The sequence below is a fragment of the Allokutzneria albata genome (assembly GCF_900103775.1).
In the GTDB taxonomy this organism is placed as follows: Bacteria; Actinomycetota; Actinomycetes; order Mycobacteriales; family Pseudonocardiaceae; genus Allokutzneria; species Allokutzneria albata.
Genome location: NZ_LT629701.1, coordinates 2366658 through 2391442 on the forward strand (window position 1 = coordinate 2366658; position 24785 = coordinate 2391442).

Here is a 24785-nt window from a genome sequence, read left to right on the forward strand (position 1 = left end):
TGATCAGCCCGGGCCGATGCGGGTCACCAGGCCCCAGTGGTCGGAGCGGTGGCTGGTGAACCTGGCCGTGCCGTGCGTCGCGACGCCGCGCGCCAGGATGTAGTCGATCCGCTTGCGGCCGACCAGGTACTCGGGGAACTGGTAGTTGCTCGTCGGTCCGAGGTCGCGGCCGAGGTCGGTGTAGCCGAGGCGGTTCATGTACGCGTTCACCGCCCCGACGGTGCGCGGCGAGTCATCGTCGCCCTTGCCGTCGATCACGAGGTTGAAGTCGCCGGTGAGGAGGACGGGGTGCGGCCGCGACTCCGTCCGCGCCTGGAGCTGTTCCACGTCCTTGGAGCGGGCTTCGTCGGAGGCGTCCTTGGCGCGTGCCAGGTGGGTGTTGTAGACGTCGACTACCCCGTGCCGCTCTGTGGTGATCTCGGTGCCGAGGAACGAACGCCCGCCGGAGCCGAACTTGATCCCCTGGTCCTGCTCCCCGTCCGACGCGGGTTCGGTGTCGACGGTGAGCGGGCGCTGCGCGACGACGCCGTCACCGATCTGCACGAGCTGCGCGTTGCCCGAGGACACCTGGTCGTAGACGGGCGGTTCGTTCTCGTGCTCGCCCCGGTAGTAGCTGGTCCTGCCCGAGCCCGCCCAGTTCAGCCGCCACTCCCGGCCGGTGCGGCGGGCGAGGATCGCCGCCACCTCCTTGGCCGCGGGCTTGGCCATCTCCTGGAGGTTGGCGATGTCGCCGTCCTGCCGGAGGATGTCGTCGGCCAGCTTCTCCAGATCCTCCAGTTTGGCGTTGGTCCCGCGGTCCTCGCCCGCGCCGAGCTTGAAACCCATGGCGGCGTTGAGGTTCACCACGGTGACCGTCCCGTCGGACTTCGGCGGCGGGGGCGGTGACGGCGGGGTCCACAGCCCCGTCACGTCGGAGGCCACCGCCTTCCGGTGCTCGCCGGTGACCAGGGTGATCCGCTGCTTGCCCGTTCCGGACGCGTTCCCACCGGACAGCTCGACGGTTCCTCCGCCGAGCCCGCGCGTCGAGACCAGGCCGCGCTCGTCCACGACCGCCCAGCCCCTGCCGTCGAAGCTCCACTGGGTCTTGGGGGTGTGGTCGGTGCAGGAGCGGCCCATCGTGTCGCAGCTCCACACCCGTGCGGTCACACCGAGCTTCCCGTCCCAGGACCACCACAGGTTCGTCTGGTCGATGCTCGGGTCCTCCACGTTCGCCGCCCGCGCACGCAGGTGCCCCTTGTCTCCGACGATCTGCTGCGCCGGGTTCACCGGGTCGATCAGGACGACCGACGCGACGCCGTGGGTGGCCCCGGTGGTCGCCAGCCCCACGTAGGCGAACATCGGCTTGCCCGCCCAGTTGCGGGGCGTGTACGCGGTGCTCTGGACAAGCCCGCCGTCGAAGCTGTCACCCACCTTCGTGGCCGCGCCGGTCGCCGGGTCGATCACCACGACATCGGTGACCGGCCGCGCGCCGTCCGCGGTGATCTGGAACGTCACCAACCGGTCCCCCGCCCCGGCCACCGACAACAACCCCCTGGCGTTGGGCTGCACCGGCTTCAGCGTGCCCTTCGGCACCAGGGTCGCGGCGTCGTAGGCGGCCAGCTCCTTCCCGTTGTACTCCGCGAGGACGTACACCGTTCCCCCGGCGACGGCGATACCGCCGCAGGTGCAGTTCACCTCGACAGCGGCACCACTGGCGGCGTCGACCGACACGAGCTTCTTGTTGGTGGAGAAGAGGAACCGAGCACCATCGGGGGTCCATTCCCCGTCCACGACGTTGTCCTTCGCGGCGATCGGCAGGTCGGCGACGGTGGCCTCGCCGCGCGCCACCCGGACCTTGCCGGAGGTCGCGTAGGCGAAGACCGGCGGACCGGAGGCGCGCCCCGGCTGGTCCGGCGGCGGCTCCTCCTGGCACCCGACGAGGGCCGACGCGGCCACGATGACGACAGCTGCGAGTTTCCCTGCGCGCACCGGGGCAACTTACGCCATCAGGACGGACGCCGAAGACTCGTCGCCGTGACTCCGGCCCGCTCCCGCAACAGCACGCGCAGCGTGTTCCCGTTCTCGTAGCCGACCCGGCGCGCGATCACCTCGACCGGCAGGTCCGTGGTGCGCGGCAGGTGCGCTGGAGCGTGCGTTCGCTGACCCCGACCGCCCGCGCCGCGTCGCCGACGCTCAGCGGTTCGGCCAGGCGCTCCCGGACCCAGCCCTCGAACGCGGCGACGGTGGGATCGCTCTGCGCGAGCACCCCGGGAATGGTGAACGCGCGGCCTGGGACGGTCGTTCGTCCACCACCAGGTAGCGGGCGACCAGACCGGCCAGCGCCATCGGCCTGCTCGCCCGAATCGAGGCGAAGCCCGAACACGCCGCAGAGGTCGAGGCCCTGCTGCACGACGCCCTCGACCTGGCCAGGGCGGAGGAGCACACCGGGAGTTGGTTCGCCCTTCTGGAGAACGCCACCACCTTCGGCGTGTTCGACACCTTCCACGACGAGGACGGGCGACGCGGCCACCTGAGCGGCAGGATCGCCGCCGCGCTGATGGGCGCCGCGGAGACCATGCTGGACGGTGCGCCGGACATCCGCCCGGTCGACGTGCTCGTCACGAAGCTGCCCTGACCACCGCGGGGCGGCAGGTCCGTCCGCCCCTTCTCCCAGGAGGACGCCGATGCCCACCACGGTCGTGAACCTCAAGGGCCACCTCAACGATCCCGACTACGCCGACGTGGTCTACGTCGGCAGGCCGATGCACCGCGGCGGCTGGCGGCTGGACGGTTCGCCGCTGGCCAACCCGTTCCGGCCCGGCCCGGACGGCAGCCGCGAGGAGGTCATGCGCAAGTACCGCGAGTGGCTGCTCGACCGCCCCGACCTGCTGGCCCTGATACCGGAGCTGCGCGGTCGCAGGCTGGGTTGCTGGTGCGTCCCGCTGCCCTGCCACGCGGAGATCATCGCGGAGATCGCCGATCGCTGAACGCGGGCCGGGGCGCGCCGCGATACTGCCGCCATGCGAACTCTGATCGTCGCGGCGGGGTCCACGGGGGACGTCGCACCCTTCACCGGGCTCGGCACCGCGCTGCGAGAGGCGGGGCACGAGGTCACCATCGTCGCCTACCGCACCTTCGAGGAAATGATCACCAACGCGGGCCTCGGTTTCGCACCGCTGCCCGGTGATCCCCTGGCGCGCGGCGACGCCGAGGACGCGCAGCGCTGGCAGCGCGGCGGCGGGGGCGTGCGGGGCTCGATCCGGCTGCTGAAGCTGACCACCGAACTGACCATCGAGATGAACCAGGGCATCATCGACGCGGCCGCCGATGGCGCGGACGTCATGCTGTTCTCGCAGATGGCGATGATCGGCGGCTATCACATCGCGCAGGCGATGGGCGTGCCGAGCATGGGCACCTACCTGGTCCCGCTGCACCCCACGGCCGCCTTCCCGCCGCCGATCGGCATCCCCGACCTCGGCGCGTTCGGCAACCGGATGGCCGGGAGGTTCCTCCTCGGCCCCGGCTTCACCTACTTCAACAAGGTGATCGCCGACGCCAGGGGCAAGCTCGGGATGCCGAGGATGACGGTGGCGGAGATGTTCCGCGAGCAGGCCGCGAAGGACTGGCCGGTCCTGCACGGCTACAGCCCCTCACTGCTGCCCCGGCCCTCCGACTGGCGTCCGGGGCTGCAGGTCGTCGGCAACTTCTGGCCGGTCCGGCCGCAGGGCTGGCAACCGCCGGCGCGGCTGACGGACTTCCTGGCCGCCGGCCCGCCGCCGGTCTTCGTGGGCTTCGGCAGTCTCGCCACGGGAGACGGGGAGCGGTTGAGCCGTCTGGCCCGCACCGCCCTGCGCGCCGCGGGCGTGCGCGGTGTCGTGCAGTCCGGCTGGGCGGGCCTGTCGACCGAGGACGACGACATCATCACCATCGGCGAGACGCCGCACGACTGGTTGTTCCCGCAGATGGCCGCGATCGTGCACCACTGCGGAGCGGGCACCACGGCGGCGGCGCTGCGCTCAGGTGTCCCCGCCGTCCCGGTCCCGGTCGCGGGCGATCAACCGTTCTGGGCGGACCGCCTCGCCCGGTCCGGCCTGTCCCCCGAGCCGGTGCCGTTCAAAAAGATCAACGCCGACGGGCTCACCGCCGCGATCCGCGCCGCGCTGGCCGACCCGTCCTACCGGAACAGGACAGAGACGATGGCCGCCCGGCTGCGGCGGGAAGACGGATCGCCGCACGTCCTCGCGGCCATCGAAGCAGGTCCGCGCGCGTGACGGATCCGCTATCGGTTACGGCCTCGCAGCGATCGCCCCGGGCACCGGTGTCGGCATCGGGTTCACCGAGGCTTTGGGGCTGCTGGGGTTGGTCGCGGGCATCATGTTCGGCGGCATGCTCCGCTGAGCCCGTGAGAATTTTCGGTCTCGGAGGGCACCGGGCGGGCTCGCGCCGCGTTCAAGTGTCATGACCGGGGAACCTGCCGAGAAGAATCCGCCGCAGTGGGCCGTGTGGGTGGCGCGCGCGATCTCGATCGTGATCGTGGTGCCGCTGACCCTGGTCTGGGAGTGGTTCAAGGCGGTCGGGCGGCTTCTGGTCGTCCGGCCGGTCGCGGCCATTGCCAGGTTCCTCCGGCGCTGGCTGTTCGCGCCGACCGGCAAGGCGTTGCTCGCGCTCGGCCGGTTGCTCGTGCGGTTCCTGCTTCGACCGTTCTGGGATCTGCTGGTCTGGATTTCCCAGCACGTGTTGCGGCCTGCGGGGCGCGGTCTCCGCGCGGTGCTGGTGCCGATCGGGCGCTTCCTGCGCGCGGTCCTGCTGATCCCGTTGGCGTGGTGCCTGATGACCCTCGTCGTCGCCCCGCTCCGTTGGCTGTGGCAGGCCGTGCTCGCCCCGGTGGGCCGGTGGGTCGGCAAGGCTCTGTCGGCGCTCGCGCGGCTGTTCGGCGCCGCACTGGAGTGGGCGTATCTGCGCGTGGCACAACCGTTGTGGCGGTTCTTGGCGACCATCGCCCGATACGTGTACCGAGTCGTGCTGACACCGATCGGGCGCGCGATCGCCGCACCGGCGCGCTGGGTCCGCGATTACGTGATCGCGCCGACGCGGCTGGCCGTGCGGCGTCTGCGCCTCCAGATCGGCCGAGCGTTCGGCCGCGGCTGATCTTCCCCCGTCCTTGCGGTTGTGGCTGTTCGGCTTGTGGAGGATTGATTTCATTTGACACTGAAGCCTTTGAGCTTAACGATGTGATCTAGCGCCGCGGCGGGGCTGGCGTTGATCAGTGGCAGCCGGACGTCCGGGGCCGGGATGCGCCCCTGCGCATGCAGAACCGCCTTGATGACGCTCGGATTGGGCTCGGCGAGCAACGCAGCCGACAGGTCGCTCAGCGGCCCGCCCAACGCCCTGGCAGTGGCCAGATCGCCGGTGTGCCACGCCGTGATCAGGGCGGCGAACGCCTCGGTCGCCACGTGAGCGGTGGCCAGGATCCCGCCGTGCGCGCCCATCGCGAGCAGCGGCGCGATGAACACGTCGTCACCGCCGAGGACGGAGATACCTTGCGGTTGAGCCAAGAACTCCACCGTGTCGGCGGCGATCCCACCTGGGGCGTGCTTGGTGGCGATCACCCCGGGCACGGCGGCCAAACGCCGCAGGGCCGTCGCCGACAGGCGCTGACCGGTGCGCTCCGGGACGTCGTAGACGATCAACGGCACCGGGCTCGTCGCGGCGAGGTCGGCGAAGTGGGCGAGCACGCCTTCCTCGCCGGGGCGGACGAACGGGGGCACCAGGGCCAGCGCCGCCACCACCTCCGGCCGGTCGGCCAGCTCGCGCAGCGCCTCCTTGGTGTTCGCTCCGACGATCAGCGGGGCATCGCGCTCCCGGCAGACGCGGGCGAGCACGGTGAGCACAGCCTCGCGTTCCTCCGGTGTCAGCGCACTCGGCTCAGCCGTGGTGCCGAGCGCCACAACGCCCCGCGCTCCGGCCTGAAGCACTTGGTGCGCAAGGGATTCCAATGCTTCCTGGGCGAGGGCTCCAGCCCGGTCGAACGGGGTGATCAACGGAACGAACAGTCCGGTCAGTGTCATGACGTCGAGCGTGCCGGGCGACCACCGTGCAGAACCAGTTCACGTTCCTCAATGGACTCGTAAGCTGAGCTGATGCTCGATGTTCGCCGTCTCCGGCTGCTGCGCGACCTGGCCCACCTCGGCACCATCGCCGCTGTCGCCCAGGCGCACAGCTACACGCCGTCGGCGGTGTCGCAGCAGCTGGCCGCCCTGGGCCGCGAGGCGGGCGTGCCATTGCTGGCGCACACCGGGCGACGGGTCGCTCTCACCCCCGCGGGCACCGCGCTCGTCCAGCACACCGAGACGATCCTCTCCGCACTGGAGGCCGCCGAGGCGGAGCTGGCCGCCGCGTCCACCGGACTGACCGGCATCGTCCGGATCGGCGCATTCCCCAGCGCGGTGCGCACTCTGCTCCCCTCCGCCCTGGTTTCGCTTGCCGCACAACACCCCGCGCTCGACCTCATGGTCACCGAACTCGACCCGGTCGAGATGCCCGACGCGCTCCGCGACCGCCGTCTCGACGTTGCCCTGTCACACGACTACGACATCGCCCCCGCCATCGCGGAGGCCGGTCTGGACGCCGTCCCACTCATCGAGGAGAGCGTGTTCCTCGCCGTGCCCGGCACCGCCGGGACCACTGCGCTGGCCGACGCCGAACGGGACTCGTGGATCATCGGCTCCCCCGGAACCCTGTGCCACACCGTGACGATGCGGCTGTGCGAGTCGGCCGGGTTCACACCGGCGGTCCGCCACCACATCGACGACTTCACCGCCGTGCTCGCCCTCGTGGCGGCGGGCCAGGGCGTCGCACTCATCCCCGAGCTCGCCTCCCCCGCGCGCCCGGACGTGCGATTGATCCCACTGCCCGCGCGCAGACGCACTCACATCTTCCACCGGCGGGGCGCCCGCGCTCATCCCGCGATCGCCGCCTGCGTCACCGCATTGCGCTCGTCCGCACCGGGATGAGCGTGCGCCGCTTGAGGTCGTAGCCGATCATCGGCGTGATGGCCGGCAACCCCAGGACGATGCGTCCGAGAACCATGCGCGCCGACGGACAAGCCCCCTAGAGGACTTGTCCGCCAAGGCTTGACCATGCCGCAACGGCACGGTTTGTACTGGGCGGCGAACGAGGAGGGCAGTCGTGGCCTGGAGCACCCGCCAGCTCGCCGAGCTGGCCGGTACGACACTGCGGACGGTGCGGCACTACCACGAGGTGGGCCTGCTGGCCGAGCCCGAGCGGCGCGCCAACGGGTACAAGCGCTACGGCGTCGCGCACCTGGTGCGCCTGCTGCGGATCAAGCGCCTGACCGACCTCGGGTTCTCACTCGCGCAGATCGCCGAGATGGGCGAGCGGGACGAACACCCCGAGGAGGCGCTGCGCCGCTTGGACGCCGAACTGGCCGCGACGATCGAGCGGCTGCGACGGGCCCGCGTGGAACTCGGCCTGATCCTCCGCGAGTCCGCGCCGACCGACCTGCCGCCCGATCTGGCCGTCGCCGCGGCCGACGCGCGGCTGACCGACGCGGACCGCTCCTTCATCGCCGTGATGGGCACGCTGCTCAGCCCTGCGGGGCTGGACGCCTACAAGACGATGCTGAAGACCTACAGAGCCGAACCGACCGCCGTCGAGTTCGACGCCCTGCCACCCGACGCCGACGAGCGAACGCGGCACGACCTCGCGCGGCGCATGCTCCCCTCGGTCCGCGACCTCCGCGTCGAGCACCCCGCGATGGACGACATCAAGGCGGGCACTCCGGTGCGTTTCGCCGCCTACTCGATCGGCTCGGCTATCACCGATCTCTACAACCCGGCCCAGGTCGATGTCGTGCGCATCCTCGGGGAACTGCTCCGCGCGGAGGCCGCTCGCGACTGACGCGCTCAGACCCCGGCGGGCGCCGGGTCGCGGCTCACGGTGGCCCGCGTGTCCTTGCCGGCCTCGGTGGCCTGGACCAAGCGGCCCTTCCACGTCCGCTGGCCGCGCAGGTCCAACCAGAACGAGCAGCACAACAGGTACAGGAACGCCAGCACCATCAACGGGTGCAGGAACGCGTCCGGCCACACGCGGTCCCCTGAGGTCCGTGCGATGACGACGCGGCTGAACACGCCGAGCAGGTAACCGCACAACCCGACCATGGAGCCGGAAAGCGCGGCCAGCGGCGGCAGGACGTACAGCAGTGCCAACAGCAGCCCGATCAGCACCATCACCGGCCGCGACTCCATCACGCCGACGCACAGGTGCTTGCTGTAGCCCTTCTTGATCTCCTGCCAGGACGTGTACAGCCGGCCCCGTGCGACCTCCGAGGCCTCGGCGAGCACGAGCCGCCCGCCGGAGCGCGCGAAAGCCATGCCCAGCGCGGCGTCCTCGCTCACCGCGGTCCGGACGCCCGCGTACCCGCCGCACCGGCGGTAGGCCTCGCGGTCGAAGACGTGCAGCCAGCCCTCCAAGGCACCGATGCCGGGATTGGCGTCGCTCTGGATCAGCCGGAGCGGCAGGAAGGCCGACCACAGCCAGGCGACCGCGGGCTGGACCAGGCGCTCCGCGTAGGTCACCGCGACCTGCCGGATGTGCGCCGACAACAGACCGCCCTCGTGCTCGCGCAACGCCGTCACCATCGCGGCCACCGCGGTCGGCCCCAGCTCCACGTCGGCGTCGACGAAGACGAAGACCTGCGACTCGGGGTCGGCGTTCTCGGCGAGCAGGTGGCATCCGCGCGTCTTGCCCTGCCAGCCGGGCGGCAGCTCCCCGCCGGAGAGCACCCGCACCCGCGGATCACCCGCGGCCACTGCGCGGACCACGTCCGCCGTGCCATCCGTGGACTCGTCGTCGAAGACGAGGATCTCCATCCGCGGCACGTTCCGCTGTTCCAGCAGGGAGCGGATCAACGGCGAGATCCGCAGCGCCTCGTTGCGGGCCGGGATCAGCACGGAGACCATCTCGGTGATCTCCGGCGGCGAGCTGCGCAGCTTGCGACGCCCCCAGAAGGCGTTGAACACGGAGTTCACCGCGAACACCGCGCACAGCAGCGTCGCCAACAGCGTCAGGTTGTCCAGGATCTCAGTCATCTCAGTGCCTTCCGGCCACGGCGCCGGCGACGGCGACCGGCGAGTCGAGGAGGGGCGTCGTCCGCTGGTCGGCCCGCGCTTCCCAGCGCGCGCAGAGCGCCGACACCGCGAACGCGACGGCGAGGCCGCCGAAAGCATCGGTGACGTAGTGGAAGCGGTTGTAGGCGATCGACACCGTCAGCAGGCAGACGAACGGCAACAGGGCGAAGAACGCGCGCCGGTAACCGAAGTGCCGCACGGCGAGCAGGACGGCCCAGGCCATGCCCACGTGGCCGGACGGGAAGGCCGAGCCCAGCGGGTCGCCGACCATCATCGACTGGATCATGTCGGTGAAGAGGTAGCCGTCCAGCCCGCTGCCGACGAACTGCGGAACCGTGTGCAGTGGGCCGAGCACCGGGAACAACACGAAACCGACGTAGGTCGCGGTCGCGGCGACCATCACGCGGAAAATGAAGCGCTCGGCCTGCTCGCGCTCACCCCGGAACAGCAGGACCACGGCCGGGAGCACCATCAGCGGATACAGCAGAGAGTAAGCGAACATCATCACTTCGGTGAGCACGGGATTCGCGATGCTGTCGAAGAACAGATTGGGATGCCCGCCGAAAACCGCGGTCTCGAGCGCGTTGACCTCGGCGTCGAGGAAGCGCCCGTGCAGAACGAGCACGTAGCGCTCGATCGCCCGGTACAGGAACAGCGTGAGCGAGAGCGGGTAGAGCAGCCACAGGCCCTGGGCGAGCACGCTGCCCGGGAAGCGGCGCACCAGCAGCGCCGCGACCGCCCACACCGCCAGCCCGATCCCCAGGGCGGTGACCAGCTCCAACGGCTTGGTCACCCGCTCGCGGCCGAGCACGGCGATGCACGCGACGACCGCGAGGTAGCCGAGCACGAGCCGGTCGACCGGACGGAGCGAGCCGTCGGCACCGCCCCGCGCGAACACGACTTCGCGAAGAGACTTCACATCACTTCCCCGACTCCTTCAGCGACACCCGCGCGTTCGGCGACAATCCTTCGAAACATCGGATGCCGTTATTTCGACAAGCGGAAGCTACCGGGGCGCACTCGAACACTTCAACCACAAAGGTTTCGAATCGGGCCGAATTCATCCGCATTCCCTGAGGGGAGGACTTTCGAATTCACGCGGAAATCAGGGGATTCCCCTGATGCCCGGGCGAGCGGCCCCGTGCACCCGGCGGTCCGGCGGTCCCCGGCGACGGACGCGGCCACCCGCCCTTAGGGGACCCTGGTTTTTCCGGGAGCCCGGAACACCGGCCGGATGTCCGGAACCGGGATAGCTCCGATGCGCGACGCGCCCCAGAGCGGATTCGGGGACTCGGACGAGGCGCGGACACGGCGGGTGACCGGCTCGTGCTGACCTGCACGGTGTGCGCGAAAGTGCAGGACATCCCGCCGGGCACCAGGCGGATGATCCGGTCCATTGAGGACACTCGATGTGAGAAATTCTTTTCACGGCACCGGCCCGACACCGCGGGCGCGACCCTCGTATCGTTCAGGAATGCGATTTGATCAACACGGCGTCCCGCTGACCGCAGCTACCGCTGCCGCCGTCGAGGAACTGGATCGCGCGGTCGACTCCCTGCTGCACTTCCGCTCCGACGTCGGCGACCTCGCCGAGCGCGTCGTGGCCGAGGACCCGACGCTGCCGCTGGGCAACGCCCTGCGCGTGTACCTGGCCGTGCTCAGCACCGATCCGCAGTTCGTGCCCGTCGTCGCCGACCAGTTCGCGAAGTTCCGGAGCGTGGTCGACACGACCGCGCTGACGCCCGGCGAGCAGGTGCACGTGGAGGCGGCTTCCCGGCTGCTCGACGGCGACCTGGCGGACGCGGGCAGGCTGCTCGCGCACCGCTCCGCCGCCGAGCCGCGCGACGCGATCGCGCTCGCCTTCGGGCACCAGATCGACTTCCTCACCGGAAACGCCGTGTCCCTGCGCGACCGCGTCGGCGCTGCCCTGCCCTCGTGGAGCGAATCGGACCCGCACTACGCCAACCTGCTCGGCATGTACGCGTTCGGGCTGGAGGAGTGCGGCCACTGGGAGAAGGCCGAACAGGTCGGACGGCACGCGATGGCGCTGGACTCCACCGATGTGTGGAGCATCCACGCCGTCGGCCACTCCCACGAGATGCGGGCGCAGTTCTCCGCGGGTATCGCGCTGTTCGACCAGCGCCGTGCGGATTGGGACACCGGCAACCTGTTGCGCGGGCACATCTGGTGGCACTACTGCCTGTTCCTGTTGGAGGCCGGTCAGCGGGACCAGGCGCTCGCGATCTACGACGAGGTGTTGGCGCCCGACGGTTCCGAGACCCTTCGCGACGTCGTCAACGGCGCCAGCCTGCTCTGGCGGATGTACCTCGACGGCACGCACGACGCGCCCCGGTGGCACGCGCTCGCGCAGACCTGGCCGTCGCGGATGACGATCCCGTTCAGCGCCTTCAACGACATGCACGCCGTGATGTGCTACGTCGGGGCCGGGGAGGACAAGGCGGCGGAGCAGTTGATCGCCGACCGCCGTCGCTACGTCAGCGAAGCTCCCGGTCACGTCACGAACGCGGCGATGACCGCGGACGTCGGCCTGCCCGTGTGCGAGGCGCTGCTGGCGTTCGGGCGGCAGCGCTACGCCGAGGCCGTCGATCTGCTGTGGCCGCTGCGGCGCCGGGTGCACGAGTTCGGCGGCAGCCACGCGCAGCGCGATGTCGTGCAGCGAACGCTGGTGGAGGCCGCGTTCCGGGCCGGGCGCAAGGACCAGGCCAGGCTGCTCGTCGGCGAACGCATCAGCCTCCGCCCCGACAGCCCCTACAACCAGCTCAAGCTCAGCCAGATCAACACCGCATAGCAACCCGATGCCGCGTCTGGTGCGTTGTACGCACTGAATGAGTTATTCGGTGCGTTCAAGTACCTCAACGACTCATTCGGTGCGTAAGCGCGGGGCGGGGTGGCGCGGTGGGGGGAGGGTGTCGGTGGGGGCAGGTAGCGTCCTGACCTGTGAAGGAACGCATCCAGGAACTCGCTGACCGGGTCGTCGCGCTGCGCGATGCCTACTACCGGGCGGAGCCGCTGGTCTCCGACGCCGAGTACGACGCGGTCGAGGACGAGCTGCGCCGCCTGATCGCGGCGAGCCCGGATCTCGCGCCGGTGCCGAACCCGTTGGAGCAGGTCGGCGCGCCCGCGGTGCTGCACGCCCCGGTTCGGCACTCGCGGCCGATGCTGTCGCTGGAGAAGGCGACGACGCCGGAGCAGGTCGCGGGCTTCTTCGCGCGGTTCCCCGGCCAGCCGGTGGCGGTCATGCCCAAGCTCGACGGCCTGTCCCTGGCGCTGATCTACGACGACGGCAGGCTGACCAGGGCGGTCACCCGCGGGGACGGAACGACCGGCGAGGACGTGACGCCGCTGGTGCGCGCGCTGACCGACGGGGTGCCGGAGCGCATCGGCGCGCCGGGCCGGGTCGAGGTGCGCGGCGAGGCGGTCATGCTGCGCTCCACCTTCACCGCGTACAACGCCGAGCACCCGGACAAGCCGCTGATCAACCCGCGCAACGCCGCCGCGGGCACCCTGCGGGCGAAGGACCCGGCCACCGTCGCCGGGCGGCGGCTGCGGTTCTTCGCCTTCGACCTGCACACCGACCCGGACAGCACCGACGCCGACCTCGAACGCGCGCTGGGGACGCTCGGGTTCACCGCCGCGGCGATGCGCCGGTGCGCCGACGCCGAGGCCGCGCAGCAGGTGATCGTGGAGATCGAGCAGCAGCGCAACGAGCTGGACTACGACCTCGACGGCGCGGTGCTGCGGCTGGCCGACCGCGACGCGTACGCCGCGGCCGGGACCCGGTCGAGCTCCCCGCGCGGGGCGTTGGCGTACAAGTTCGCCGCCGAGGAGAAGACCACGGTGCTGGCCGACGTGGTCTGGGACGTCGGCAAGACCGGCAAGATCGCCCCGGTGGCCCGGCTGGAGCCGGTGTTCGTCGGCGGCACCACGGTCACCAGGGCGACGCTGGCCAACCAGGAGGTGATCCGCGCCCGGGGCATCAAGATCGGCGACACCGTGCTGGTGCGCCGCGCGGGCGACGTGATCCCGTTCGTGGCCGGGGTGCTCGACCCCGACAAGCGCACCGGCGAGGAGCGCGAGATCGTGCCGCCCTCGGCCTGCCCGTCCTGCGAGCAGCCGCTGACCGAACAGGGCAACAGCCGGGAACTGTTCTGCACCAACATGTCCTGCCCCGCGCAGACGGTGCGGCGGCTGATCCACTGGGCGTCACGGGCCGCCGCCGACATCGACGCCATCGGCCAGGTGTGGATCGACCGGCTGGCCGAGGCGGGGCTGCTGGAGCGCCCGTCGGACTTCTACACGCTGACCAAGGAGCGGCTGCTGGAGTTCGACCGCATCGGCGAGACCTCGGCGACGCGCATGATCGAGTCCATCGACGCCAGCCGTCAGGTCGGCCTGCGCCGGGCGCTGATCGGGCTGGCCATCCCGATGGCCTCCGACGGCACCGCGGCGCGGTTGTGCCGCGCGGGGTTCGGCTCGCTGGAGGAGGTCGCCGACGCCGGGGTGGACGCGCTGGTCGCGGTCGAGGACATCGGGCCGAAGGTCGCCGCCTCGCTGGTCGAACACCTCACCCGGCTGCGCCCGGAGCTGGAGCGGCTGCGGGCGGCGGGGGTCTCGCTGGACGTGCGCGAGGAGGACCTGCCCGCGGTCGTCGCGGCCGGGGCACCGCTGGCGGGCAAGACGGTGGTGATCACCGGAGCGATCAGCGACCCCCGCTCCGGGGAGAAGGTGCCCCGGCCGACCTTCCAGCGGCTGTGCGAGAAGGCGGGTGCCACGGCCGCGTCGTCGGTCTCGGCCAACACCGACCTGCTGATCACCGGAGCCGGGGTCGGCGAGAGCAAGCTGACCAAGGCCGAGAAGCTCGGCGTCGAGGTCGTCGACCAGGGCGAGATCTGGCGGCAGCTGATCGACGCCAAGATCGTCTGAGGGAGCCGCGACCGGTGAACCCGCTGTTCGTCACGCTGACCGGGCACGGTCACATCACCCCGACGCTGGCCCTGGTCGAGGAGCTGGTCCGGCGCGGCGACCGGGTCGACTACGCGACCGGGGCCGAGCACGCCGACGCGGTGACCGGAGCCGGGGCGGCCTGGGTGGAACTGCCCGGGCTGCCACCGTTCCGGCCGACCGGCGGCAACGTCATGGCGGCCTGGTTCCGGCACTACTTCGCGGCGATGCGGGCGACCTACCCGGTGCTGCTGGACCGCTGCCGGACCGTCCGGCCGGACGTGATCTGCTACGACGCGACGAACTGGCCCGCGCGGGTCGTCGCCGAGAAGCTGGGCATCCCGGCCGTGCGGTGCGTGCCGCACCTGGCGTCCAACGACTCCTTCAGGCTGATGGAGCCGGAAGAGGCGCGGGTGATCGAGTCCGACTGCGCGCGGTTCGCGGCCGAGCACGACGTCACGTTGGACGTGCCGGGGGTCCTCGACCTGCCGGAGAAGCGGAACCTCGTTTTCCTGCCCCGCGAGTTCCAGCCCGCCGGGGACACCTTCGACGAGACGTTCCACTTCATCGGCCCGGTGCTCGGCCGCCGCGACGCCGAACCGTGGTCACCGGAGCACGACGACCTGCCGCTGCTCTACGTCTCGCTCGGCTCGGTCATGGCCGATCCGGCGTTCTACCGGGCATGCGTCGACGCCTTCGGCGACGGCGCGTGGCAGGTGGCCATGAACGCCCGCGACGTGGGCCCGGTGCCCGCCACCTTCGACGTCCGGAGGTGGTTCCCGCAGCCCTCCGTGCTCCGCCGGGCCCGCGTGTTCGTCACGCACGCCGGGATGAACTCCACAATGGAGGCGCTGCACTTCGGCGTTCCCCTGGTCATGGTGCCGCAGACACCGGAGCAGGAGGCCAACGCCGACCGCGCCGAGGAGCTGGGGCTCGGAGAACGCTTGCGGCACAACGCAGATCTGCGCGCGGCGGTCGAACGCGTCGCGGGCAGCGACACGATCCGGCGCAACCTCGACCGGATGCGCGACGCCATCCGTGCCGGCGGTGGGGCCGAACGCGGTGCGGACCTGATCCGGCCGGACCAACTCGGATGACGATTCGGAAGTCCCTGGTCGCGGCGTCCCGTTGACTCGGGGGATGGCGAATCGCGACTTCACCGCGCTGTGGGTCGGTCAGGCGCTGTCCCAGCTGGGCACGAGCGTGTCGACCTTCGCCTACCTGCCGCCCGTGCTGAGGCTCACCGATCTGGCCGGCGCGTTGACGCTGCCGCACGTCTTCGTGTGCGCCGTGGTGGAGTCAGCGTTCGGTGTGCTGTTGAGCCCAATCCTGTTGTAGAGCAACGCGAAGCCACCACGATCATGTTCGTCGCCCCGGCCTCTCCCGTGCTCGCCGGATTACTCTTGGACTCCATCGGCCCGCGCGCCACAGTGTGCGTCTACGCCGCGACGGCGAGCTCGGCGAGAGGAAGGACGTGTGACCGTGGCACGAGTACTGGTGATCGGGCTCGACCCGGCCAAGATCGAGGGCTGGGACCCGGCACCGGTGCAGGCGGCGCTGGCGCGCGGCCAGGCCAGCTTCGATGAGCACGGCATCGAGGCCGACATGTGCCTGGTGACGCTCGACGACAACCCGGAAGCGACGATCGTGGAATCGCTGACCAGTACCGACTACGCGTGTGTGGTGGTCGGGGGCGGCATCCGCAAGCACGAGCCGCTGCTGGAGTTCTTCGAGAAGGTGGTCAACCTGGTCCGGCTGCACGCGCCGAACGCGGCGATCGCGTTCAACAGCAGCCCCGAGGACAGCGCGAAGGCAGCTCTGCGGTGGCTGCGCAAGGAGTGAGTGCGCGGGTGTAGTGGCGGTGTAGCGGGCGTACGCACCGTAGACGGAGACAGCGTCCAGCGCTTTCTCCCTCGAAGGGAAACCATACGTACCAAGCGAATCTGCCAGACGGTCGTGCTCGCCCTCGGCGGGCCGATCAGCCCCGCCGCCGCGGAGCCGAGCGCTCCGGTCACCGACCTCGCCACCGTCATCACCGACGCGGCCGTCGCCAACCCCGCGTTCGAGGACACCGCGGCCCAGCCCACCGAAACCGTCGACGTCGGCACGATGCAGACCGCCGCCGGTGCCATCAGGTGGTTCTCCAGCCGCAAGGGCAGCACCGCCTACGAGGGTTACTGCGAGCGCGCGGCGCGGTTGGCCTGGGCGCGCCGCACCCACCACCCCAGCGCCATCGCGCACTGGAAGTCCCAGTCGGACGGCAAGCGGTACAACAAGGGCACGCCTCCGGCGGGTCACCGCTCCACAGCGCCTCGGCCCGCTGCGCCAGCTCCAGCGCCCGCTGCGGGGAACCGTCCTGGCGGGCACGGGTCGCGGCGGCGCGCAGCTCCTCGAACAGGCGCGCGTCGACGGTGCCGGGGGCGACGGCCGGCGAGTAGCCGGTGGGGTGCGTGATCAGCCCCTGGTCCGGCGGGAACTCGGGCAACCGCCTGCGCAGCCGCCACATGTAGGTCTGCAGGTTGGCGTGGGCGGACGGCGGCTCCCCGCTCGGCCAGATCACCTCGACGAGCTGGTCGAACGGGACGAGCTTGTTCACGTTGAGCAGCAGGTGCGCGAGCAGGACGCGTTGCTTGGTGCCGCCGAGCGGCACCGACGCGCCGTGACCCGCAGCGGCCCGAGGAGGTGGAAGCGCACCCCCACGGCGCTGTTGACCTCACTTGGCACGCCGCGAGGCTACTGCTCAGAACGTGGTCAAACCCTCGCATTCACAAAAGTCCGAGAGCGGCTTCGCAAGTCCTAAGTGGACTGGAATTCGGTGGCGAACGCCCGGACTCGACCTGTTTCGCCCGCGGTGGGCCACACCAGCCCCCAGTGCGCTTCCGGGGCGTCGCGGAACGGCACGAACGCGATGCCCGGCCGGGCGAAGTACTGTTCGGCGTGGGCGGCAAGCGGGCAGATCCCCTCACCCGCCCCGATGACGAGCAGCAGCTCCTGGAAGGTGCCGTAGGCGCGGCCGCGGGTGATCGGCTTGCCCTCCGGTGTCGTCTCGCTCCAGTACGCGGGTGGCGGATGAGCCGCGCGGAGGACGACGTCGCGGGCGAGGTCCTCCAGCGTCACGAACTCCCGCCGGGCGAAGGGGTGCCCGGCGGCGACGGCGAGCACCATCGGCTCGGTGTGCACCACCGGTCCCGTCGTCAGGCCGTCCTCGGTCACCGGCAACAGCATCACCGCCACGTCCGCCTCCCCGGAGCGCAGCGGGGCGAACGGATCGGCGAACGGGGCCTCGCGGATCTCGATCTCGCAGGCGGGGTACCGGGCCCGGAAAGCCTTGAGAGGCAATGCGATCAGCTCCGCCAGGGCCGGTGCCTCGAAGCTCAGTCGCAGTGTGCCCTCGATACCGCGCCCCGCGGTGATCGCGCGTTCGATCCCGGCGAGCAGCTGCTCGAAGGCCGGGCGGATGTCGGACTCCAGCCGCCTGCCGATCGGGGTCAGGGCGACCCGGCGGCTCGTGCGGTCGAACAGCGGGGCGCCGATCCGGCGCTCCATCGCCTTGACCGACTGGCTCACCCTGGCCTGCGACACCCGCAGCCGCCGCGCGGTCCTGCCGAAGTGCAGCTCCTCGGCCAGGGTCAGGAAGACCTCGACGTCCCTGCGTTCCATAACGCACAGCTTATCGATCGGTGCCGAGTTCGGCGTTGTTCGCCCTGGTCGGACGGGTGAGAGTGGTCCCATGACCGAACACATCCTCGTCCGCGCCGCGGACGCCGAAGTCCTCTCCGACGCGCCCGGCAGCCTGATCACCCTGCTCGCCGACTCCGACAGCTCCGGGAAGCGGTTCACCACCAACCGCGCCACCCTCGTCCGCGGCGTCTTCGGCACGCCCGCGCACTTCCACACGCGGGCCACCGAGTTCTTCTTCGTCATCGACGGCTCGCTGCAGGTCCTCGTCGACGACGAGCTGCACACCCTGGACAAGGGCGACTTCCTGGCCGTGCCGCCGCGCGTCCCGCACGCCTTCGGCCCGGCGAAGGACTCCGAGGCCGACGTGCTGGTGGTGTTCACGCCCGGCATGGACCGCTTCGGCTACTACCGGCTGCTCGACCGCGTCGCGCGGGGCGCGGCCGACCCCAAGGAGATCGCCGAGTCCTCGCAGCACTACGACAACCACTACGTGGACAGTCCACTGTGGAGGCAGGCCCGCGCGGACGCCGCGTAGCATGCCCTGGTGAACACCGACATGAGCATCAATGTCGTGCTCTTCCAGTGCGACCCCGAGACCGAGCCGGTCATGACCGCCATGGAGGCTCGTGACGAGGACGCCGCCCGGCGGGCGTGGGCGGAGGTGAACCGCGAGCACACCCTCGCGGCCGCCGACGTGACGCACGTGCACAGCGAATGGCAGTTCTCCCCTGCCGACGAGGAGTTCGTCAGCGCGACCTTCCCGAACGCCAAGGCCACCTACAACTTCGCCCGCCCGGAGCCGGACGGCTGGGAGGAGGCGCTGGCGGCGGCCGAGGCGACGGTGCGCGAGTTCTACGAGAAGCAGCAACTGGAGCAGGCGACCAACGGGCTGCTGGAGTCCGCGGCCGACGGAGTCCTGCTGCCGGTGCTGCGCAGCGGGAACTCCGACGACATGCCGCACCTGCCGTCGTGGGAGGTCATCCCGGGGCAGCTCTACGTCACTCTCGCCAGGTGCGCTCCGACCCCGCGCGGCACGATCGGCATGAACCACGTGCTGCGCAACCAGGTCGAGGACGAGGAGTTCGTCGAGCTCGCGGTGGAGGCGATGGGAAACCTCCGGGACGGCCTCCAGGTCAACTGCACCAACCCGCCCGGTGTTCCCGGTGGCTTGGTGCAGCTGGACCGTCCCGGTGGTTTCGTCACTTCGATGGTCGCCGAACCGAACTTCCACGCACGGATGTCGGACATCGTCGGCGCCGAGCGGTTGCTCGCGGCGCTGCCCTGCCCCGACGTCCTCTACGTCGCCGGTGTGGATTCGGAGTGGGCCGACAAGCTCAGGGAGATGGTCACGGAGTCCACCCACGAGCCCTACCCGCACGCCCCGTCGCTGTTGCTGATCGACCAGTCCGGCGCCCAGCTGGTCGTGGAGAAGACCGGCTGACGGCCGTGGGGCACAGCTTCCGGGAACGCCGACCGGCGCCGGGCCTGCGCGGGCTCGTCGTCGCCATCTGGACGCAACGCACCGGCGCTGAGCCCTACCCGCATCGGCAGGTCCCGAACGGATCGGTCGAGCTGCGCTGCCACGCGGGGGCGGCACCGCAGCTCGCCGGTCCGTTGACCGCTCCCGTGGTCGAGGTTCTTCCCCCGCACACAACGATTTCCGGCGTGCGGTTCGCCCCGGGCGCCGCGGCTACCGTGCTCGGCATGCCCGCCTCGGAACTCACCGACGCGGTGATCGACGCGACGGAGATCTGGGGAACGCTCGCCGCGGCGGATGATGATCTGGAGCGGATGGTCCTGCGCCGGTTGCGCGCCACCGGACCGCCTGATCCCGTGATGTCCGCAGCACTCCGTCTACTGTGGACGGACAGGTCCGCTTTGCCGATCTCCGAGCGGCATTTCCGCCGCCGGTGCCAGGAGGCCACCGGGCTCGCCCCGAAAGCGCTGCACCGGGTGTTGCGGTTCCAGGTGTTCCTCGCGAACGTCCAGTCCGCCCTGGCCCGGCGCTCGCGACCGGACCGCCTCGCGGCGCTCGCGGCCGCCTCGGGTTATGCGGATCAGGCACATCTGACCCGCGAGTGCGCACGGCTCACCGGCGTCACGCCTCGGGTGTTCCTCCGTGAGACCCAACTGGGCTGCGGCCACGGGCACGACCACGAAGCATCCTTCGCGCCGTTGCTGAAGATGGCCGATTTCGTCAAGAACCGGCTTCCCGACCGCGCCTAGCGTCTGTGGCATGAGCCGCACCGAGATCGCGCCGTGTCACTCCCCCGCTGAGGTCGCCGCGACCATCGCCCGTGCCCGTTCCCACGGCATCCACCTCGTCCCCCGCAGCGGCGGGCACTGCTTCGCCGGACGCTCGACCACGGACGGCATCGTGCTCGATGTCGGGCCGATGCGATCGGTGACCCGGGTGGGCGACGTCGTGACGGTCGGGGCTGGCGCCCGGTTGGGCCGGCTCTATGACGCGCTGGGCGATCGAGCCATCCCCGCAGGGTGCGGGCCGACTGTCGGGATCGCGGGCCTCACCCTCGGCGGTGGACTCGGGGTCCTCGGTCGCCGCCACGGGCTCACCTGCGACTCCCTCGTCGCCGCGGAGGTCGTGCTCGCCGACGGCAGGATCGTGCGCTGCGACGACGAGCGCGACAGCGACCTGTTCTGGGCGTTGCGCGGTGCGGGCGGCGGGAACTTCGGCGTGGTGACGTCGCTGTCCTTCCGCACGGTCGCCGCGCCGGAGCTGACGGTCTTCCACCTGCACTGGCCGGTGCGACGGGCGGAGGAGGTGATCACGGCGTGGATCGCGGAGGCCCCCGACGCTCCGGACGCATTGGCGGCCAGCCTGCTGGCCAACGCGAACGACATCATGGTCTTCGGTGCGGCGATCGCGACGGAGCCCGAAACCCGCGCGCTCCTGGCGCGGCTGACCGCACTGGCCCCGGACCGCTCGGTGCTGCGGCGCCTGCCTTTCCGAGACGCCAAGCGATACCTCGCCGACCGTCCGGACGAACCCGGAACCGCGCTGAGCAAGTCGGAGTTCTTCGCCGGTCACCTCCCCGCCGACACGATCACCGCGCTGGTGGCGAACCTGCGGCAGGACAGCCGCACGGGCGAGAAGCGCGAACTCGACTTCACTCCCTGGGGCGGTGCCTATGTCAGGACTCCTCGTCACGCGACGGCCTTCGCGCACCGCGACGCGCGCTTCCTGGTGAAGCACAGCGTGATCGCGGGATCGGAGCGGGCACGCGCCTGGCTGACCCGCTCGTGGGAGATCCTGCGACCGTGGGGCACCGGCGGGGTGTACCCGAACTTCCCCGACCCCGACCTCCGTGACTGGGCGCGCGCCTACCACGGCGACAACTTCGCGCGGCTCACGGAGGTCAAGGCCGAGTACGACCCGGAGGGCTTCTTCCGGTTCCACCAGTCGGTTCCCGCGCGGTGAGGAACCGTGTCAGCCCTTCATACCCGCGAACATGCCCGCCCGGTAGGAACCCGCCGGGTTGCGCACGATCACGTTGAGCCGGTTCGCCGCGTTGATCAGCGCGACCAGCATGACCAGCGCGGCGACCTGGTCGTCGTCGTAGTGCTCGCGCACCTTCGCCCAGGTCTCGTCGGACACGCCGTTGTGGGCGTCGGCGAGCCGGGTGCCCTCCTCGACCAGCGCCAGCGCGGCGCGCTCGGCCTCGGTGAACACGACGGCCTCGCGCCACGCGGCGACCAGGTGGAGCCGGACCGAGGACTCGCCCGCGGCCTCAGCCTCCTTGGTGTGCATGTCGGCGCAGAAGCCGCAGCCGTTGATCTGGCTGGCGCGCAACGACACCAGCTCCTGCGTGGCCTTCGGCAGCGACGACTCCTCCAGCAGCGTGCTCATGCCCGCGAACCGCTTGGCGAACTTGGCGGCGAAGGCGTTCTCGAACAGGTTGATCCGGGCTTCCATCGCTTCGTCCTCACTCGTTGTGGTGTGCACTGGACGAACACCAGATGCCGGCGGCCCGGCCCGTGTGACACCGGGACGGCGTGACGAACGCCACGCCGCGCGGGTGTCACACAGCGGGAGCTTCCGGTGTCTGCTGGGAAACACAGCCCAGAGCGAGGAGACAGGCATGGCGTGCGATCCCGCCACCGACGCGTTCGTCGCCCACCGCAACCTGCTGTTCACGGTCGCCTACGAGATGCTCGGCTCGGCCGCGGACGCCGAGGACGTCCTCCAGGAGACCTGGCTGCGCTGGGTGAACGTGGACCTCGGCACGGTGCGGGACCAGCGCGCGTACCTCGTCCGGATCACCACCCGGCAGGCGCTCACCCGGCTGCGCACACTCGGCCGCCGCAAGGAGTCCTATGTGGGCCCCTGGTTGCCCGAGCCGCTGTTGACCGCGCCCGACGTCGCCGAGGACGTCGAGCTGGCCGACAGCGTCTCGATGGCCATGATGCTGGTGCTGGAAACGCTCGCGCCGACCGAGCGCGCGGTGTTCGTGCTGCGCGAGGTGTTCGACTTCGGTTACGACGAGATCGCGGAGGCCGTCGACAAGAGCCCCGCCGCGGTCCGCCAGATCGCCCACCGGGCGCGGGCGCACGTCGCCGCCCGCCGCCCGCGCGGAGTCCCTTCCGCCGACGAGGCGCGTGGAGCGCTTGACGCGTTCCAGCGGGCTCTGGAAACCGGTGACGTGCAAGGACTGCTCGACGTGCTCGCTCCGGATGTCGTCCTCGTCGGCGACGGCGGCGGGATCAAGCAGGCCGTGCCGCGCCCCATCGTGGGCGCCGACAAGGTGGCGCGCCTCGTCGTCGGCGGGATGGGCCGGGTCGCCGACATGGCCTCGATGGAACGGGTCCAGGTCAACGGGTACCCGGCGCTGGTGCTCCGGCTCGACGGCGAGATGGACAGCGTCGTGGCGCTGCGCATCGAGGACGGCCTCATCACCGGCCTCTACGCTGTGCGCAACCCGGAGAAGCTGTCCCACATGGACCGCGAGACCTCGCTGCGCCGGTAGACACGAGCGGAGGAGAACGCGTGCGCGAGCACCACGTCCGGCCGGAGGGGCTGCCCCCGGTCAACGGCTACAGCCACGTCGTCACCACCACGGGCACGATGATCGTGGTCTCCGGGCAGGTCCCGGTGAACGGTGCGGGCGCGCTCATCGGGCGCGACCCCGAAGCCCAGATGCGGCAGGTGTTCGCCAACCTCGCGACGGCGCTCGCCGCGGCCGGGGCGAGCATGGACGACCTGGTCAAGCTGACCGTGTACCTGACCGACCTCGCCGACCTCGACGTGTTCCGGCGCGTGCGCGACGAGCACATCTCGCCGGACAACCCGCCCGCCAGTTCACTGGTGCAGGTCAGCGGGCTGGTCAACCCGGCGTTCCGGGTGGAGATCGACGCGCTTGCGGCGCTGTAGGCCGCGGTCCAGCCACCACTGCGCGATCAGCAGCGGGATCGTCCAGCCCAGCCAGGCCGACAGCGAGCCGATGGCGTGCATCAACGCGATCTCACTGCCGCCGAAGGTGGTGGCGAGCTGCGGCTCCAGCACGGTCGCCGCGAGCGCCGACCACAGCCGGTTGGTGATGATCGACATGGTGAGCGCGAAGCTGCGGATCATCCACCTGCGGTGCTCGGCCATCCGCCGTTTCCGCGCGGTGATGATGCCCATCGCCGTGGTGCCCAGCCACAGCGCGGACAACAGGACGTGGCTGACCAGCGCGACCGGGCCGAAGGGCGTGTTCACGCCGACGACGAAGCCGAGCACACCGGCGGGCAGCACCCCGGCGAAGACGTAGACCCGGCCGAGCCTGCGGTGCAGCGCGAGGTTGCGACTGCGCAGCCACGGCCAGATCTGCAGGCAGCACGTCACCATCGCGATCGCGCCGAAGACGATGTGCGCGACGAGGATCGGGTAGTACTCGGGAAACCCCGGTGGCGACGGCAGTCGTGACCGCGCGGGGTCGAAGCTCAGATAGCCGGGCAGCGAGACTGCCAGGAACACCAGTACCACCAAGGCAAGCGGAGCCATCCAAGGCCGTCGCAGCATCGTGTTCTCCCACCAGAAGTCGTGGCCTCCGACGGTAGGAACCGCAGCGCCGCCGGTCCCTGGTGCTGACCGCCGATCATGGGTGGGGCTGGCCCTACCGGGCGACGTCAGCCTTTCAGGCCGAATGCTGTTCGACTGCGCCGCACCTCGGTGACGGCGCGTGCGACGATCCTGCGATGGCGCCGGAGACCGATTCGAAACCGTTGCCGCGCTTCGAGATCGCCACGGTGGCGCTCATCGCCGCACTCCAAGGGGCCGTGCTCACCGGCGTGTCCGGGCGGTACGGCTTCCACCGCGACGAGCTGCACTTCCTGTCCTCGGCTGATCACGTGGACTGGAGCTACGTCGACCACCCGCCGCTGACCCCGCTGCGAAGGTGGTGGGGTTGACGAGGGTGCCGTCCTCGGCGACGTCGAAGGCGGTGAGCCGCAACGCGAGGGTTTCGGCGATCACGATGCGGCCGTCGGGCAGCAACACGGTGCCGTTGGGGAACAGCAGGTCCGCGGCGGCGACGCGGACCGAGCCGTCCGGGTGGACCAGGGCGACGTCGGCGGTGGGGATCGGCGTGGTGCCGGTGAAGAGGCTCGCCTCGCCGTGCTCGGCGATGAAACCGTGCAGGTCGAACCCGAAGTTGCCGACATAGGCGCGGCCCACGGGGTCGACGAGCATGTCGTTGGCGAGGAACGCGGACACATCGGAGAGGTCCGCGTGCAGAACCAACTCGCCGGTCGGCTCCAGTCTGCGCACGGAGCGGTCGATCATGGACACGACGAGCATCCGGCCGTCCAGAAGCCAACCGAGCCCGGAAGGTTGTTGCGGCACAACACAAACGACCTCGCGCTCACCGGTGGTGATGTCGACCCGGAGCACGTGGTGGTCGTAGAAGTCGGACAGGTACACCCCCCCGTCCGGCCCGCGGCGCGGGCCCTCACCGAGCCGGAGCCCTTCGACAACCACCTGCGCTTCGAGCTCTTCAGCCGCCATGACGATCGACG

General features: G+C 70.7%; 27 protein-coding genes. 17 read left to right on the forward strand and 10 right to left on the reverse strand.

Going from position 1 to position 24785, the window contains the following annotated elements; translation table 11 throughout:
• Positions 1-3 precede the first annotated feature (3 nt).
• Complete coding sequence (locus BLT28_RS10760; RefSeq protein WP_156051672.1) at positions 4-1968, reverse strand: endonuclease/exonuclease/phosphatase family protein; 1965 nt, start codon at positions 1966-1968, stop codon at positions 4-6.
• Positions 1969-2083: 115 nt separating this feature from the next.
• Positions 2084-2422: a helix-turn-helix transcriptional regulator gene (locus tag BLT28_RS10765; protein ID WP_197684013.1), complete on the reverse strand. Its 339-nt coding sequence runs from the start codon at positions 2420-2422 to the stop codon at positions 2084-2086.
• 45 nt (positions 2423-2467) lie between these two features.
• Here BLT28_RS10765 and BLT28_RS41335 point away from each other — a divergent pair, with 45 nt between their 5' ends.
• From BLT28_RS41335 to BLT28_RS10785, 4 genes are all read left to right on the forward strand, one after another.
• Positions 2468-2614 (forward strand): hypothetical protein, encoded by a 147-nt coding sequence (locus tag BLT28_RS41335; RefSeq protein WP_197684014.1) that lies wholly within the window; start codon positions 2468-2470, stop codon positions 2612-2614.
• A gap of 49 nt (positions 2615-2663) precedes the next feature.
• The gene (locus tag BLT28_RS10775) at positions 2664-2966 is read left to right on the forward strand and encodes a DUF4326 domain-containing protein (RefSeq protein ID WP_030432744.1); all 303 of its coding nucleotides are present in this window, start codon (positions 2664-2666) and stop codon (positions 2964-2966) included.
• A gap of 33 nt (positions 2967-2999) precedes the next feature.
• Positions 3000-4250 (forward strand): glycosyltransferase, encoded by a 1251-nt coding sequence (locus BLT28_RS10780; RefSeq protein WP_030432743.1) that lies wholly within the window; start codon positions 3000-3002, stop codon positions 4248-4250.
• A 187-nt stretch (positions 4251-4437) separates the two neighbouring features.
• A complete protein-coding gene (locus BLT28_RS10785) occupies positions 4438-5127 on the forward strand; it encodes a hypothetical protein (protein ID WP_030432742.1) in 690 nt (229 codons plus the stop codon).
• A 50-nt stretch (positions 5128-5177) separates the two neighbouring features.
• On the opposite strand, the gene BLT28_RS10790 is transcribed toward BLT28_RS10785, so the two are convergent.
• Positions 5178-6047 (reverse strand): dihydrodipicolinate synthase family protein, encoded by an 870-nt coding sequence (locus tag BLT28_RS10790; protein WP_030432741.1) that lies wholly within the window; start codon positions 6045-6047, stop codon positions 5178-5180.
• Positions 6048-6119: 72 nt separating this feature from the next.
• Here BLT28_RS10790 and BLT28_RS10795 point away from each other — a divergent pair, with 72 nt between their 5' ends.
• The gene (locus BLT28_RS10795; RefSeq protein ID WP_030432740.1) at positions 6120-6992 is read left to right on the forward strand and encodes a LysR family transcriptional regulator; all 873 of its coding nucleotides are present in this window, start codon (positions 6120-6122) and stop codon (positions 6990-6992) included.
• 175 nt (positions 6993-7167) lie between these two features.
• Positions 7168-7899, forward strand: a complete 732-nt coding sequence (locus BLT28_RS10800; RefSeq protein WP_030432739.1) for a MerR family transcriptional regulator — start codon at positions 7168-7170, stop codon at positions 7897-7899.
• Between the two features lie 5 nt (positions 7900-7904).
• Here the strand turns inward: BLT28_RS10800 and BLT28_RS10805 are convergent, their stop codons facing one another.
• Together BLT28_RS10805 and BLT28_RS10810 are read right to left on the reverse strand one after the other, a co-directional pair.
• A complete protein-coding gene (locus BLT28_RS10805; protein ID WP_052408027.1) occupies positions 7905-9089 on the reverse strand; it encodes a glycosyltransferase in 1185 nt (394 codons plus the stop codon).
• Between the two features lies 1 nt (position 9090).
• On the reverse strand, positions 9091-10047 hold the full coding sequence (locus tag BLT28_RS10810) for a phosphatase PAP2 family protein (protein WP_081900720.1): 957 nt from the start codon (positions 10045-10047) through the stop codon (positions 9091-9093).
• A 555-nt stretch (positions 10048-10602) separates the two neighbouring features.
• Here BLT28_RS10810 and BLT28_RS10815 point away from each other — a divergent pair.
• The 5 genes from BLT28_RS10815 to BLT28_RS10835 all read left to right on the forward strand — a co-directional run bounded on the left by BLT28_RS10815 (position 10603) and on the right by BLT28_RS10835 (position 15932).
• Positions 10603-11937 carry a tetratricopeptide repeat protein gene (locus BLT28_RS10815; protein WP_030432736.1) on the forward strand — a complete coding sequence of 445 codons (1335 nt, stop codon included), beginning with the start codon at positions 10603-10605 and terminating at the stop codon, positions 11935-11937.
• A gap of 149 nt (positions 11938-12086) precedes the next feature.
• Positions 12087-14072: an NAD-dependent DNA ligase LigA gene (ligA, locus tag BLT28_RS10820; RefSeq protein ID WP_030432735.1), complete on the forward strand. Its 1986-nt coding sequence runs from the start codon at positions 12087-12089 to the stop codon at positions 14070-14072.
• Positions 14073-14086: 14 nt separating this feature from the next.
• The gene (locus BLT28_RS10825; RefSeq protein ID WP_030432734.1) at positions 14087-15187 is read left to right on the forward strand and encodes a macrolide family glycosyltransferase; all 1101 of its coding nucleotides are present in this window, start codon (positions 14087-14089) and stop codon (positions 15185-15187) included.
• Between the two features lie 43 nt (positions 15188-15230).
• On the forward strand, positions 15231-15428 hold the full coding sequence (locus tag BLT28_RS10830; protein ID WP_030432733.1) for a hypothetical protein: 198 nt from the start codon (positions 15231-15233) through the stop codon (positions 15426-15428).
• A gap of 144 nt (positions 15429-15572) precedes the next feature.
• Positions 15573-15932 (forward strand): hypothetical protein, encoded by a 360-nt coding sequence (locus BLT28_RS10835; RefSeq protein WP_043813658.1) that lies wholly within the window; start codon positions 15573-15575, stop codon positions 15930-15932.
• Positions 15933-16221: 289 nt separating this feature from the next.
• Here the strand turns inward: BLT28_RS10835 and BLT28_RS10840 are convergent, their stop codons facing one another.
• Positions 16222-16740 carry an AfsR/SARP family transcriptional regulator gene (locus BLT28_RS10840; RefSeq protein ID WP_030432731.1) on the reverse strand — a complete coding sequence of 173 codons (519 nt, stop codon included), beginning with the start codon at positions 16738-16740 and terminating at the stop codon, positions 16222-16224.
• 146 nt (positions 16741-16886) lie between these two features.
• Entirely contained in the window at positions 16887-17750 is an 864-nt protein-coding gene (locus tag BLT28_RS10845; protein WP_030432730.1) for a LysR family transcriptional regulator, read from the reverse strand.
• 70 nt (positions 17751-17820) lie between these two features.
• Here BLT28_RS10845 and BLT28_RS10850 point away from each other — a divergent pair, with 70 nt between their 5' ends.
• Genes BLT28_RS10850 through BLT28_RS10860 form a run of 4 tightly spaced genes read left to right on the forward strand, consistent with a single transcriptional unit; the run spans position 17821 to position 21210 of the window.
• Positions 17821-18306 carry a cupin domain-containing protein gene (locus tag BLT28_RS10850; protein ID WP_030432729.1) on the forward strand — a complete coding sequence of 162 codons (486 nt, stop codon included), beginning with the start codon at positions 17821-17823 and terminating at the stop codon, positions 18304-18306.
• 9 nt (positions 18307-18315) lie between these two features.
• Positions 18316-19212, forward strand: coding sequence for a hypothetical protein (locus BLT28_RS41340; protein ID WP_030432728.1), 897 nt, complete (start codon positions 18316-18318; stop codon positions 19210-19212).
• 5 nt (positions 19213-19217) lie between these two features.
• A complete protein-coding gene (locus BLT28_RS41345; RefSeq protein WP_043813638.1) occupies positions 19218-19997 on the forward strand; it encodes an AraC family transcriptional regulator in 780 nt (259 codons plus the stop codon).
• Positions 19998-20007: 10 nt separating this feature from the next.
• Positions 20008-21210, forward strand: a complete 1203-nt coding sequence (locus BLT28_RS10860) for an FAD-binding oxidoreductase (RefSeq protein WP_043813636.1) — start codon at positions 20008-20010, stop codon at positions 21208-21210.
• 9 nt (positions 21211-21219) lie between these two features.
• Here the strand turns inward: BLT28_RS10860 and BLT28_RS10865 are convergent, their stop codons facing one another.
• Entirely contained in the window at positions 21220-21705 is a 486-nt protein-coding gene (locus tag BLT28_RS10865; protein WP_030432725.1) for a carboxymuconolactone decarboxylase family protein, read from the reverse strand.
• A 166-nt stretch (positions 21706-21871) separates the two neighbouring features.
• Between BLT28_RS10865 and BLT28_RS10870 the strand changes: the two genes are divergently transcribed.
• Together BLT28_RS10870 and BLT28_RS10875 are read left to right on the forward strand one after the other, a co-directional pair.
• Positions 21872-22756 carry an RNA polymerase sigma-70 factor gene (locus BLT28_RS10870; protein WP_043813634.1) on the forward strand — a complete coding sequence of 295 codons (885 nt, stop codon included), beginning with the start codon at positions 21872-21874 and terminating at the stop codon, positions 22754-22756.
• 20 nt (positions 22757-22776) lie between these two features.
• A complete protein-coding gene (locus BLT28_RS10875) occupies positions 22777-23160 on the forward strand; it encodes a RidA family protein (RefSeq protein ID WP_030432723.1) in 384 nt (127 codons plus the stop codon).
• On the opposite strand, the gene BLT28_RS10880 is transcribed toward BLT28_RS10875, so the two are convergent.
• Complete coding sequence (locus tag BLT28_RS10880; protein WP_052408026.1) at positions 23089-23790, reverse strand: DUF2306 domain-containing protein; 702 nt, start codon at positions 23788-23790, stop codon at positions 23089-23091. The genes BLT28_RS10875 and BLT28_RS10880 overlap by 72 nt on opposite strands.
• 261 nt (positions 23791-24051) lie before the next feature.
• Positions 24052-24774 carry an SMP-30/gluconolactonase/LRE family protein gene (locus tag BLT28_RS10885; RefSeq protein ID WP_052408025.1) on the reverse strand — a complete coding sequence of 241 codons (723 nt, stop codon included), beginning with the start codon at positions 24772-24774 and terminating at the stop codon, positions 24052-24054.
• Between the last annotated feature and the right edge of the window lie 11 nt (positions 24775-24785).

Bases quoted from the DNA above. Each gene is read 5' to 3' on its own strand.
- BLT28_RS10845 (WP_030432730.1), bottom strand. From the start codon at position 17,750: ATGGAACGCAGGGACGTCGAGGTCTTCCTGACCCTGGCCGAGGAGCTG.
- BLT28_RS10885 (WP_052408025.1), bottom strand. From the start codon at position 24,774: ATGGCGGCTGAAGAGCTCGAAGCGCAGGTGGTTGTCGAAGGGCTCCGG.
- BLT28_RS10815 (WP_030432736.1), top strand. From the start codon at position 10,603: ATGCGATTTGATCAACACGGCGTCCCGCTGACCGCAGCTACCGCTGCC.
- BLT28_RS10850 (WP_030432729.1), top strand. From the start codon at position 17,821: ATGACCGAACACATCCTCGTCCGCGCCGCGGACGCCGAAGTCCTCTCC.
- BLT28_RS10795 (WP_030432740.1), top strand. From the start codon at position 6,120: ATGCTCGATGTTCGCCGTCTCCGGCTGCTGCGCGACCTGGCCCACCTC.
- BLT28_RS10870 (WP_043813634.1), top strand. From the start codon at position 21,872: ATGGCGTGCGATCCCGCCACCGACGCGTTCGTCGCCCACCGCAACCTG.
- BLT28_RS10880 (WP_052408026.1), bottom strand. From the start codon at position 23,790: ATGCTGCGACGGCCTTGGATGGCTCCGCTTGCCTTGGTGGTACTGGTG.
- BLT28_RS10805 (WP_052408027.1), bottom strand. From the start codon at position 9,089: ATGACTGAGATCCTGGACAACCTGACGCTGTTGGCGACGCTGCTGTGC.
- BLT28_RS10790 (WP_030432741.1), bottom strand. From the start codon at position 6,047: ATGACACTGACCGGACTGTTCGTTCCGTTGATCACCCCGTTCGACCGG.
- BLT28_RS10830 (WP_030432733.1), top strand. From the start codon at position 15,231: ATGGCGAATCGCGACTTCACCGCGCTGTGGGTCGGTCAGGCGCTGTCC.
- BLT28_RS10775 (WP_030432744.1), top strand. From the start codon at position 2,664: ATGCCCACCACGGTCGTGAACCTCAAGGGCCACCTCAACGATCCCGAC.
- BLT28_RS10865 (WP_030432725.1), bottom strand. From the start codon at position 21,705: ATGGAAGCCCGGATCAACCTGTTCGAGAACGCCTTCGCCGCCAAGTTC.
- BLT28_RS10785 (WP_030432742.1), top strand. From the start codon at position 4,438: ATGACCGGGGAACCTGCCGAGAAGAATCCGCCGCAGTGGGCCGTGTGG.
- BLT28_RS10780 (WP_030432743.1), top strand. From the start codon at position 3,000: ATGCGAACTCTGATCGTCGCGGCGGGGTCCACGGGGGACGTCGCACCC.
- BLT28_RS10860 (WP_043813636.1), top strand. From the start codon at position 20,008: ATGAGCCGCACCGAGATCGCGCCGTGTCACTCCCCCGCTGAGGTCGCC.